The organism is Streptomyces sp. NPDC026672 (assembly GCF_040638185.1).
Taxonomy (GTDB): Bacteria; Actinomycetota; Actinomycetes; order Streptomycetales; family Streptomycetaceae; genus Streptomyces.
On record NZ_JBEZXS010000030.1, the window covers coordinates 102,709 to 113,519 of the forward strand.

At 75.3% G+C, this 10,811-nt stretch carries 10 protein-coding genes; 4 read left to right on the forward strand and 6 right to left on the reverse strand.

Translation table 11 applies throughout. The features are described 5' to 3' along the window. Nucleotide 1: 1 nt before the first annotated feature. Complete coding sequence (locus AB0F77_RS29950; protein WP_361954803.1) at nucleotides 2–931, forward strand: M56 family metallopeptidase; 930 nt, start codon at nucleotides 2–4, stop codon at nucleotides 929–931. A gap of 72 nt (nucleotides 932–1,003) precedes the next feature. On the opposite strand, the gene AB0F77_RS29955 is transcribed toward AB0F77_RS29950, so the two are convergent. Together AB0F77_RS29955 and AB0F77_RS29960 are read right to left on the reverse strand one after the other, a co-directional pair. Further along, nucleotides 1,004–1,351: a tetratricopeptide repeat protein gene (locus AB0F77_RS29955; protein WP_361954804.1), complete on the reverse strand. Its 348-nt coding sequence runs from the start codon at nucleotides 1,349–1,351 to the stop codon at nucleotides 1,004–1,006. Between the two features lie 100 nt (nucleotides 1,352–1,451). Further along, nucleotides 1,452–2,417 (reverse strand): pirin family protein, encoded by a 966-nt coding sequence (locus AB0F77_RS29960; RefSeq protein WP_361954805.1) that lies wholly within the window; start codon nucleotides 2,415–2,417, stop codon nucleotides 1,452–1,454. Nucleotides 2,418–2,625: 208 nt separating this feature from the next. On the opposite strand from AB0F77_RS29960, the gene AB0F77_RS29965 reads away from it, so the two are divergent. Further along, entirely contained in the window at nucleotides 2,626–4,932 is a 2,307-nt protein-coding gene (locus AB0F77_RS29965) for an MFS transporter (RefSeq protein ID WP_361954806.1), read from the forward strand. A 179-nt stretch (nucleotides 4,933–5,111) separates the two neighbouring features. Then, nucleotides 5,112–5,477, forward strand: coding sequence for a cupin domain-containing protein (locus tag AB0F77_RS29970; protein WP_361954807.1), 366 nt, complete (start codon nucleotides 5,112–5,114; stop codon nucleotides 5,475–5,477). Between the two features lie 69 nt (nucleotides 5,478–5,546). Here the strand turns inward: AB0F77_RS29970 and AB0F77_RS29975 are convergent, their stop codons facing one another. The 4 genes from AB0F77_RS29975 to AB0F77_RS29990 all read right to left on the reverse strand — a co-directional run bounded on the left by AB0F77_RS29975 (nucleotide 5,547) and on the right by AB0F77_RS29990 (nucleotide 9,888). Further along, nucleotides 5,547–6,518: an NAD(P)-dependent alcohol dehydrogenase gene (locus AB0F77_RS29975; RefSeq protein ID WP_361954808.1), complete on the reverse strand. Its 972-nt coding sequence runs from the start codon at nucleotides 6,516–6,518 to the stop codon at nucleotides 5,547–5,549. A gap of 121 nt (nucleotides 6,519–6,639) precedes the next feature. Next, complete coding sequence (locus AB0F77_RS29980) at nucleotides 6,640–7,614, reverse strand: pyridoxal-phosphate dependent enzyme (RefSeq protein WP_361954809.1); 975 nt, start codon at nucleotides 7,612–7,614, stop codon at nucleotides 6,640–6,642. Nucleotides 7,615–7,675: 61 nt separating this feature from the next. Then, a complete protein-coding gene (locus AB0F77_RS29985) occupies nucleotides 7,676–9,034 on the reverse strand; it encodes a VWA domain-containing protein (RefSeq protein ID WP_361954810.1) in 1,359 nt (452 codons plus the stop codon). Further along, a complete protein-coding gene (locus AB0F77_RS29990) occupies nucleotides 9,031–9,888 on the reverse strand; it encodes a MoxR family ATPase (RefSeq protein WP_361954811.1) in 858 nt (285 codons plus the stop codon). The genes AB0F77_RS29985 and AB0F77_RS29990 overlap by 4 nt, the downstream gene beginning before the upstream one ends. A 143-nt stretch (nucleotides 9,889–10,031) precedes the next feature. Here AB0F77_RS29990 and AB0F77_RS29995 point away from each other — a divergent pair, with 143 nt between their 5' ends. Beyond that, nucleotides 10,032–10,604, forward strand: a complete 573-nt coding sequence (locus tag AB0F77_RS29995) for a TetR/AcrR family transcriptional regulator (protein WP_361954812.1) — start codon at nucleotides 10,032–10,034, stop codon at nucleotides 10,602–10,604. Nucleotides 10,605–10,811 lie beyond the last annotated feature (207 nt).

Below are 10,811 nucleotides of genomic sequence, written 5' to 3' on the forward strand. Positions count from 1 at the left end.
CATGGGCGTCTTCGTCTTCCTGCCGCTGGTGCTGCCGCTGTCCGCCTGGCCGGTGGCCCGGCTCGCCGAGGTGCACCTCCATCCGCGCACGGCCACCCGGCTGCTGACCGCGGTCGCCGTGGTCATGGCCGTGTGCAGCACGCTCTGCCTCGGCCTGCTCATGGTCGTCGGCACGGCCCAACTGCCCGGCAACCCGCTCCCGGACGGCTGGTCCGACCCGGAGGTACGCGCGGCCGTCCCGCACGACGAGGTGGCGGGCCGCGCCGCCATCCCCGCCCTCGCCCTGGTCGCCGCCGCCTGCGCGCGCACCCTGGCGCGGCACCGGCGCGTCACGAACGGAGCGCACCGCGCGCTGACCGGGCTGCCCGGTTCCACCGTGGCCGTCCTGCCCGACACCGCGCCCTACGCCTACGCCCTGCCCGGCACCCCCGGCCGGGTCGTCGTCACCACCGGGCTGCTCGCCGGGCTGGAGCCGGCCGAGCGCCGCGCCCTGTTCGCCCACGAGCGCGCCCATCTCGCCGCCCGGCACCACCGCCATCTGCTCGCCGTGCACCTGGCGGCCCGCGCCAACCCGTTCCTGCGGCCGCTGCGCACCGCCGTCCTCTACACGGCCGAGCGCTGGGCGGACGAGGAGGCGGCGCGGGCGGTGGGCGACCGGCGCACGGTCGCCCGCGCGATCGGCCGGGCGGCCCTGCTGTCCGCCGCCACCCCGGTACCGACCCTGGCCGCGCTCGCCGCGGCCGGTCCGGTGCCGCGCCGGGTCGCCGCGCTGCTCCGGCCCGCGCCGGCCGCCCGGAGCTGGCCGTCCACGTTCACGGCGGTCGGCCTCGCCGTGTGGGGTGCCGCCGCCGGCACGCTGATGTCGGCGATGTCCTCGGCGAACTCGGCGATCACCCTGGTCCTGATCCTGCACGCGGCGACACCGCTGTGACCGCACGGCGAGGGCCCGGTCCTTCCGGAACCGGGCCCCGCGCACCGCACCGCCGTCCTGTCCGCCGCCGTGTCAGTCCTCCGGGAACTCCCCGGCGAGCGCCGAGGCGATCCTCAGATGGGACTCGGCCTCCTCGTGCCGCGACTGCCGCTGGAGGGTGCGGCCCAGCATCAGCCGGGCATAGTGCTCCACCGGGTCGCGCTCGACGACCACCCGCAACTCGGCCTCGGCGCGGCGCAGTTGGGCGGAGTGGTAGTAGGCGCGGGCGAGCAGCAGCCGGGGGCCGGTCAGCTCCGGCACCTCCTCGACCAGGCTCACCAGGACGCGTGCCGCGCCCGTGTAGTCCTTGGCGTCGAAGAACTGCCGCGCCCGCTCCCAGCGCTCCGCCGCGGTTCCGTGCTCGTAGTACGTCGTGTCCACACCGACCTCCTTCGACCGCCACAACGGAGCACGCTGGTTGAATATTCCACTACCTGGCCGGGTGGCGGGCCGGGGTCGGCGGGCCGGGCGACCTCCCCGGTCAGCGGGTTCGGCCGCGGGGCTTCAGGGGGGTCGCCGGGAGGTCCGGGGCCGGGAGCGGGGCGCCGGCGTAACCGTGGACCTCGCCGAAGCGGGTGCCCTTCGTCCAGTCCTCCCGGGCCTGCTCGATCTCTGCCCGGGTGCGTCCGACGAAGTTCCACCACATGATCAGCTCCTCCTCGAAGGGCTCGCCGCCGAGGAGCATCAGGCCCGCGTCCGACTCGGCCCGCAGGGGAAGTTCGGTCCGGCCGCAGCCGAGGTAGAGGAGGGAACCCGGCAGCACCGGCACACCGTCGACGTGCACCTCGCCGGACATCGACAGCACCCCGTACTCGAAGTCCGGTTCGAGCGGCAGCCGTACGTCCGCCCCGCCCTCCAGCGCCAGGTCCGCGCCCACGATCGGGGTGTACGCCGTGCCGGGCGAGGTCGCGCCGTCCAGGGTGCCCAGGACCAGGGTCGCCCGCAGTCCGGGCGCGGTGACCAGCGGCAGCTCGGCGTGGTGCTCGAACCTCGGCTCGGTGTGCCGGTGCGCGTCGGGGAGGGCGACCCACAGCTGCGCCCCGTGCAGGAGGCGGGCGTGCGGGCGCGGGCTCTCCTCGGAGTGGCTGATCGCCCGGCCCGAGGTCATCAGCCCGAGCTCCCGGGGGCGGATGGTCCGGAGGCTGCCGGTCGAGTCGCGGTGCAGCACCTCGCCCTCGTGCAGCCAGCTGACCGTCTGGAGCCCCATGTGCGGATGCGGCGGGACCTGCATGCCGGGCTCGTCGGCGATGTCGTCGGGCCCGTAGTGGTCGACGAACGCCCACGCGCCGATCATGCGGCGTCCGAGATTCGGCAGCAGCCGGCGCACCTCGGTCGAGCCGCCGAGTCTCACGTGGCGGGGGCTCAGCAGCTCGCGGACGGGTTCGGCGACGACGAATCCGCGGCCGCCGCACACGCTCGGTACGGGAGCCCGGTCAAGGTTGCTCATGCGGCCCAACTTAGCGGTCACCGGCGCCGACCCGCCCAGAACACCGGAGGGGCACCCCAACTGCCCCCGCCCCGTGGGCGGATGGGGTCGCGCATGTGCGTGTCCTTCACCCCGTGGCCATGGAATCCGACGCTCCTTGCTTAAGTCAATCAACTGACTTACATTCGGGGGATCGCCGATCCGAGCGCCCCCCCACGGAGGCTGGACCATGTCCCACGCACACCCCCGGACCGCGCAACCCGGGGAGTCGGTCGCACCGCGCGCCCACCTCGTCGTCGCGGTGCTGGCCTTCGGCGGGATCGTGGTCTCGCTGATGCAGACCCTGATCATCCCGATCGTGCCCGAACTGCCCCGGCTGCTGGACGCGTCGGCCTCGGACGCGGCGTGGGCCGTCACCGCCACGCTCCTCGCGGCGGCCGTCGCCACACCCGTCATGGGACGGCTCGGCGACATGTACGGCAAGCGGCTGATGCTGCTGACCAGCCTCGTCATGCTGGTCGCGGGCTCGGTCACGGCGGCCCTCAGCGACACGCTCGTCCCGATGATCACCGGCCGGGCGCTCCAGGGGCTCGCCGCCGGGGTGATCCCGCTCGGCATCAGCATCATGCGCGACGAACTGCCCGCCGAGCGGCTCGGCTCCGCCACCGCCCTGATGAGCGCCTCCCTCGGCGTCGGCGGTGCCCTCGGCCTGCCCGCCGCCGCGCTTATCGCCGACCACTTCGACTGGCACATGCTGTTCTGGACCTCGGCCGGGCTGGGCGCGGTCGCCGCCGTGCTCGTCCGCGGGTGCGTGCCGGAGTCGAAGGTGCGCGCCGGCGGGCGCTTCGACCTGGTGGGCGCGCTCGGCATGGCGGCCGGGCTGGTCTGTCTGCTGCTCGGGATCTCCAAGGGCGCCGACTGGGGCTGGGACAGCGGCACCACGCTCGGCCTGTTCGGGGCGGCCGTCGTCGTCCTCGTGGCCTGGGGCCGCTACGAACTGCGCACCCGGCAGCCGCTGGTGGACCTGCGCACGACCGCCCGCCGCCAGGTCCTGGTCACCAACCTCGCCTCGGTCGCCTTCGGGTTCTCGATGTTCGCGATGTCCCTGGTGCTTCCGCAGCTCCTCCAGTTGCCCAGGGCGACCGGCTACGGTCTGGGGCAGTCGCTGCTGAACGCCGGTCTGGTCATGGCGCCCACCGGACTGGTGATGATGGCGACGGCGCCCGTCTCCGCCTTCGTCTCCCGGACCCGGGGGCCGAAGGTGACCCTGATGTGCGGCGCGGTGATCGTGGCCGTCGGCTACGGGCTCGGCATCCCGTTCATGCACGCCGTGTGGCAGCTCGTCGTGGTGTCCTGCGTGATCGGCGCGGGCATCGGGTTCGCCTACGGTGCGATGCCCGCGCTCATCATGGGCGCGGTCGACGCGCACGAGACGGCCGCGGCGAACAGCCTCAACACCCTGATGCGGTCCATCGGCACGTCCACCGCGAGCGCGGTCGCCGGGGTGATCCTGGCCCAGCTGACGACCCCGTTCGCGGGGGTCGCGCTGCCCTCGGAGAACGGCTTCAAGGTGGTTCTGGGGGTGGGTTCGGGAGCGGCCGTGCTGGCGCTGCTGGTCGCCGCGTTCATTCCGCGACGGCGGCCGGCCGAGGCCGGGGAGCCGGAGTCGGCCGCGCGGGAGCCGGTTCCGGCCGGCGCGGCGGAGCGGGCCGTCGGCGTCGAGCAGGCCCCGGCCCCGTCGGTGCCGGAGGCCGTGGCCGGGGGCGCGGCCCGTGGTGGTGTCCCCGTCAGCGGTCTGGTGCGCGGTGCCGACGGGGCGCCCGCGCCGGGGGCCGCGGTGACCCTGATCACCGTGGAGGGGCGGCCGTCGGGCCGTTCGCTCGCCCGGCCCGACGGGTCGTACACCGTCGAGGCGCCGGGGGAGGGGACGTACGTCCTCATCGCCTCCGCCGACGGCTGCCGGCCGCAGGCGACCACGCTCCTGGTCGGGGCCGCGCCGGTGACGTACGACCTGCTGCTCGGCGGCGGCAGCGGGCTCGTCGGCACGGTGCGCTCCGCCGACAGCGGGGCGCCGGTCGCCGGGGCCGTGGTCGTCGTGGCGGACGTGCGCGGGGACGTGCTCGCCGGCGGGCGCACCGACACGCTCGGGGAGTTCCGGATCGACGACCTGGTGCCGGGCCCCGTGACCCTCGCCGTCAACTCGCCCAAGCACCGCCCCGTCGCGCTGCCCGTGGAGATGGGCGCGGCCGGGACCACCCGCGTGGAGGTCGAACTGCGGCCGGGGGCCCAGGTGCGCGGCACCGTACGGGGGTCCGGCGAGCCGCTCGCGGACGCGCGGGTGACCCTGGTGGACGCCGCGGGCAACGTCGTCGCCACGACGACCACCGGCGCGGACGGGGCGTACGCCTTCACCGACCTGGACTCCGGCCCGTACACGGTGATCGCCGCCGGCTACCCTCCGCAGGCCACCGCGCTGACCGTCACCGGCGGCGGCACGGACGACCACGACATCCAACTCGCCCACCCCGAGGCGTAGTCCGGGCCCTTCGCCCGCCACCGACCGCGACCGTTCACCCGAATGGCGGTACCGGAGTGGCGGGCGGACGATGGATTGGTGGGGTCGGTTGTCGTCGGAGCGTCGGGGCCGGCGGTGGTCACCGGGTGGCGGGAGCCGGTCCCCGGCCGTGGTGAGCGGCCGGAAGGGAGGACTCCGTGATGCTGGAAGTGAAGACGGTCGACAAGCCGGACGAGCGGCGCGACTTCCCCCGCGGCCACCTCGAAGCCGTGCACATGACCGGGCTCGACTTCGCCGTGGCCACCTTCGAACCCGGCTGGCGCTGGACCGAGTCCGTGGCACCGATCGCGGGCACCGAGACCTGCATGATCCACCACAACGGCTTCGTGGTCCAGGGACGGCTGCACCTGAGCATGGACGACGGCGGCGAGGGCGAGGTGGGCCCCGGCGACGTCTTCGTGTGCCCGCCCGGGCACGACGCCTGGGTCGTGGGCGACGAACAGGTCGTGCTCTACGACTTCGCGGGCGCGATGGCGCAGGACTACGCGAAGGCGCAGGACACGTAGCGAGAGCCGGTCCGAGGAGTGCCCCGCGGCGTGCGCGTCGCCGTGGGGCACTCGCCCGCCGGGCCCGGTTCACATCGTGACGACCACCTTGCCGCGGGCGTGTTCGACCTCCAGGTGGCGGATGGCCTCCGCCGCCTCCGCCAGGGCGAACGTCCGGTCGATCACCGGTACCAGGCGCCCCGACTCGGCCAGCTCCCGCACCCGCGCCAGCACCTCCCGGCTCGGTGCCGGACCCATCAGGGGACGCACCCGCTGTCGTACGAACGGGGCGACGAGCGTCCCCCTGAGCGTCAGTCCGGCCGCCCCGAGGACCCGGCCGGGGCGGCCCCCGCCCGCCAGGACCAGCGTCCCGTCCGGGGTCACCGCCCGCCGCAGCGCGCCGATCCCGCGCTCGCCCACCAGGTCGAGCACCACGTCGTGGCGGCGCCCCGACCGGGTGAAGTCCTCCCGGGTGTAGTCGACGACGTGGTCCGCGCCCAGCGAGCGGACCATGCCCGCGTTGCGCGCGCCGCACACGGCCGTCACCTCGGCGCCCAGCACCTTGGCGATCTGCACGGCGAACGTGCCCACCCCGCCCGAGGCCCCGTTGACCAGCACCCGCTGCCCCGGCCGCACACCCGCCGTGTCCCGCAGCGCGCGCAGGGCCGTGTTCCCGGCCAGTGGCAGGGTCGCCGCCTGTACGAAGGACAGATTGGCCGGCTTGCGCTCCACCCAGCCCTCCGGCACCGAGACGTACTGCGCGAACGTGCCGTCGACCTCGCCGAACACCTCGTCGCCCGGCCGCAGGTCCGAACCGCCCGCGCCGACGGCCACCACCTCTCCCGCGAAGTCCCGGCCCCTGATCCGCTGCCGCGGCCGGCGCGGGCCGAGGGCCAGCCGGGCCACATAGGGGTCGCCGCGCATCAGATGCCAGTCGTAGGCGTTGACCCCGGCCGCCCGCACCCGCACGAGCACCCGCCCGTCGGCCTCCGCGGGCCGCTCCACCTCGTCGACCCTCAGCGTCTCCGGCCCGCCGTACCGGTCCTGGACGACTGCCTTCATCGGGCCCTCCCCCCCCCGTGGCGTACTCGCAGGGTAGGGCGCGGCACGGCGGAGCGGCATCGGGGAGAGGACGTAGTCCCGGGGGAGGAGCGGCGGCCCGGTGCCGACCGGTCGGACGCCGTCAGGCGCCGTAGACGCCGGTGCCCTCCTCGGCGTACGCCACGGCCTCCGGGTGTCCGAACAGGCCCGGCAGACCGCCCGTGTGCACGAACACGGTCCGCTCGCCCGGCCGTACGTCGCCGTCCCGGACGGCCGCGGCCAGCCCGGCCAGCGCCCGGCCCGTGTAGGTGGGGTCGAGGATCAGGCCCTCGGTGCGCGCGGCAAGGCGCAGCGCCTCGCGGACCGGGCCGGTGAGCGCCGCGTACCCCGCGCCGACCTGGTCGTGGCGCACCCGCAGCCGGCCCGCGTCGAGCGCCCCGTCCGTCAGCGGCGCCGCGAACCCGGCCGCGGCCGCCGCCGGTTCGGCCAGCGCGCCCACGTCCACACCCAGCACCGCGGCCGGGCCGAGCGACGCGACGAGCCCCGCCATCGTCCCGCCGGAACCCAGCGCGACGACCGCCGTCCGCAGCCCCGGCACCTGCGCGCGCAGCTCCTCGCCGCACCGCACGTACCCGCGTGCCCCGAGCGTGCTGGACCCGCCGAAGGGGATGAGCGCGGGACACGCGCCGTCCGCGCGCAACGCCGCGCACACCCCGGCCGCCGCCGCGTCGAGACCCGCCCGGTCCACGTCGCCCGCCCAGACGAGCCGCGCCCCGAGCAGTCCGTCCAGGGCGAGGTTCCCGGAGCGCGACGAGCCCGGGGTGCCGCGCAGCACCAGGACGGCGGCCAGCCCGGCGCGGGCCGCCGCGGCGGCCGTCAGCCGGGCGTGGTTGCTCTGCGGCGCTCCCGTGGTGACCAGCGTGTCCGCGCCCTCGGCCAGCGCCGCGCCGACCGTCCACTCCAGCTTGCGGATCTTGTTGCCGCCGCCGGCGAGCCCCGTCAGGTCGTCGCGCTTGACCCACAGGTCGTCCGGCCCGAGCCCGAGCGCCGCGGCCAGCCGGGGCGCCGGTTCCACGGGGGTCGGGAAGGTGCCGAGGTCCACGGTCGGCTCGCTCATGTCGTACGTCCTCCTGTGCGCGCGGATGGACGGCCAGTCGACCACGGGGACGCCCCGCGGGTCACACCGGCAGCAGTCGTCCCACCAGTGCGCCCAGCTGCCGGGCCGTCCGGCACTCGTGCATCTCGACCAGCTCCGCGTAGGCGGGCGCCACCGAGTCGCCCGTGCCCCACAGCGACCGCTGCTCGGGGTTGAGCCAGTACAGCCGGCGGGAGCGGCGGGCGAGTTCGCGCACCGCCGAAAGATTGGGGTCGCTCTGGTTGGTCCGGGCGTCCCCGAGCACGAACACCGTCGTGCGCGGGCCGACCGCCGCGCCGTACCGCTCCGCGAACTCGCCCAGTGCCACGCCGTAGTCGCTGCTGCCGTGCCAGCCCGTCAGCGTGGCCCCGGAGCGGATGCGGGCGCTCAGCCCCTCCGGGTCGGCACGGCCGTGGCCGATCAGGCCGGTCACCTCGTCGATCCGGTTGACGAAGGCGAACACCCGCACCTTGCCGAACTGGTCGTGCAGCGCCTGCACCAGCAGCATCGTGAAGTCCGAGAAGCCGGACACCGACCCCGACACGTCGCACAGCAGCACCAGCTCGGGCCGCACCGGACGGCGTCTGCGCAGCACCGGCCGCATCGGCACCCCGCCCGTGGACAGCGAGCCGCGCAGGGTGCGGCGCAGGTCGATCGTGCCGCGTGCGGCCCGTCTGCGGCGCGCGGCGAGCCGGGTCGCCAGCTTGCGGGCGAGCGGCTGGACCGTCCGGCGCAGCTCGGCCAGCTGCGTCCGGCTCGCGGAGAGGAAGTCCACCCGGTCGGGCGTCGGGGCGACCGCCCGCCGCGCGATCTCGTCGCGCCCGCGCCGCTCGGCGACCCGTCGCCGCGCGTCGGCCGCCACCAGCGCGCGGAACGCCTCGATGCGCCGCCGGATCTCGTCGTCGAGCAGCCGGTCCGCGAACCCGGTGGCGCCGTCCCGCTCGCGGACCGTCGTACGCACCCGGGCCAGCAGCGTCTGCGGGCGCAGCCGGTCCAGGGCCTGGTACGACGACCAGCCCTGCGACCCCGGTGAACTCCCGTACCCGCCGAGGCCGTCGACGGCCTCGGCCGCCAGCGCCGCCAGCGCGGGGCCGTCGTCGTCGGCCAGCGCCGCCGCGAGCCGGTCGCGCAGTTCCTCCCGTCCGGCCGTCCGGCCGCCGGGTCCGCCGACACCGCGCGGGAAGTACAGGTCGAAGACCGGGTCGAACACGGCCCGCTGCGCGGCGGCGCGCAGCAGTGTCGCGGCCAGCCCCTCGCGCAGCAGCTCCCGGTCCGCGAGGCCGAGCGCCTCCATCGCGCGGGCCGCGTCGACGCTCTCGCCGGTGCCGATCCGCACACCGTGCGCGCGCAGGGCGCCGACCAGGCCGGTCAGCCGCCCGTCGACACCCGGCGGGGAACTCACAGGGCGTCCAGGTCGAGCTTGGCCGCCGCCTTCTGGACGTCGTCCTGGTGCTTGAGGATCACGCCCAGGCTGTCGCGCACGACCGTCTCGTCCAGGGTGTCGGCGCCGAGCTCCAGCAGGGTGTGCGCCCAGTCGACCGTCTCCGCGACGGAGGGCACCTTGCGCAGGTCCATCGCGCGCAGCGCGCCGATCACCCGGACCACCGACTCGGCCAGCGCCTCGGGCAGTCCGGGCACCTTGAGCCGGACGATCCGCCGCTCCAGCTCCTCGTCGGGGAAGCCGATGTGCAGGAACAGGCAGCGGCGGCGCAGCGCCTCGGAGAGCTCGCGGCCGGCGTTGGAGGTGAGCACGACGAAGGGCCGGCGGGTGGCGGTGATCGTGCCCAGCTCGGGCACCGTCACCTGGAAGTCGCTGAGCACCTCCAGGAGCAGGCCCTCCATCTCGACGTCGGCCTTGTCGGTCTCGTCGATCAGCAGCACCTTGGGGTCGTCGCCCCGGATGGCGGTCAGCAGCGGGCGGGGCAGCAGGAACTCCTCGCCGAAGACGTCGGTGCGCGTCTCGTCCCAGCTCTCGTCGCGGCCCGCGCTGATGCGCAGCAGCTGCTTGGCGTGGTTCCACTCGTACAGGGCGCGGGACTCGTCGACGCCCTCGTAGCACTGGAGCCGGATCAGCCGGGCGCCGGTGACCTCGGCGACGGCCTTGGCCAGTTCGGTCTTGCCGACGCCCGCGGGGCCCTCCACCAGCAGCGGCTTGCCGAGGCGCGCGGCGAGGAAGACGGTGGTGGCGACCGCGCGCGAGGCGAGGTAGCCGGTCGCGGCGAGGCGCGCGGAGACGTCGTCGACGGACGTGAACAACGGGACCTCCGGCTGGGTCGGGAACGGCGTCCAGAGGTCTATCTAAGCGCTTGGTCAGCGCTGCTGTCACCCTCGTTCCACCGGCCCGCGGCCGTGCACAACGGTCGGTTTCCTCCCGATCGGGCCGCGGTACCCTCGGGGGTATGGCCACCACTGACAAGGCGTCCCCCAGGGACCGGCTGCTCGACGCGGCCGCCCAGCTGTTCTACCGCGAAGGCGTCTTCGTCGGCGTCGAGGCGCTGTGCAGGGCGGCGGGGGTGTCCAAGCGCTCGATGTACCAGCAGTTCGAGAGCAAGGACGAGGTGCTGGCCGAGAGCCTGCTCCGGCAGGCGCCGTCGATCACCGCGGAGTTCGAGCCGGCCGACCCGGAGTCGCTGACGCCGCGCGAGCGGATCATGTACGTCTTCGAGCGGCTGGAGAAGCTGTCCGTGGAGCCGCGGTACCACGGCTGCCCGTACCTCTCGGTGCTGGTCGAGATCAAGGACCCCGGCCATCCGGCCGGCGTGGTCGCCCGCGAGCTGAAGGCACGGATGGGGACGATGTTCCGTGCCGAGGCCGAGCGGGGCGGTGTCCGTGAGCCCGAGCTCCTCGCCCGCCGGCTGATGATCCTCTACGACGGCGCGAGCGCTCGTGCCGGCTCCGGCGTCGAACGCCTGGACGACGGCCTGCTGACCTCGACGGCCGCCGTCTTCCTGGACGCGGCCGGCCTGGTCTAGCACCGGGAACGGGGCGGCGCCCCGGCCGGGTGGGCCGGGGCGCCGCGATGTGCCTGTGCCGTCGTCCGCCTGCGCGAGCGGGTGGTGGGCCCGCCCCCCGGGCCGGGGGCCCACCCCCACCCTCCGCGGCCGGCGGGGGCGCCGGTCGGAGGCGGGCAGGTGCAAGACAGATCGGGAGGGGGGGGGGGTGGGGGAGAGTGGTGGTGT

What these genes read in the sequence shown, in the direction of transcription:
- AB0F77_RS29980 (WP_361954809.1), bottom strand. Translation starts at nt 7,614, where the DNA reads ATGAGCGAGCCGACCGTGGACCTCGGCACCTTCCCGACCCCCGTGGAA.
- AB0F77_RS29960 (WP_361954805.1), bottom strand. Translation starts at nt 2,417, where the DNA reads ATGAGCAACCTTGACCGGGCTCCCGTACCGAGCGTGTGCGGCGGCCGC.
- AB0F77_RS29995 (WP_361954812.1), top strand. Translation starts at nt 10,032, where the DNA reads ATGGCCACCACTGACAAGGCGTCCCCCAGGGACCGGCTGCTCGACGCG.
- AB0F77_RS29965 (WP_361954806.1), top strand. Translation starts at nt 2,626, where the DNA reads ATGTCCCACGCACACCCCCGGACCGCGCAACCCGGGGAGTCGGTCGCA.
- AB0F77_RS29970 (WP_361954807.1), top strand. Translation starts at nt 5,112, where the DNA reads ATGCTGGAAGTGAAGACGGTCGACAAGCCGGACGAGCGGCGCGACTTC.
- AB0F77_RS29950 (WP_361954803.1), top strand. Translation starts at nt 2, where the DNA reads ATGGGCGTCTTCGTCTTCCTGCCGCTGGTGCTGCCGCTGTCCGCCTGG.
- AB0F77_RS29975 (WP_361954808.1), bottom strand. Translation starts at nt 6,518, where the DNA reads ATGAAGGCAGTCGTCCAGGACCGGTACGGCGGGCCGGAGACGCTGAGG.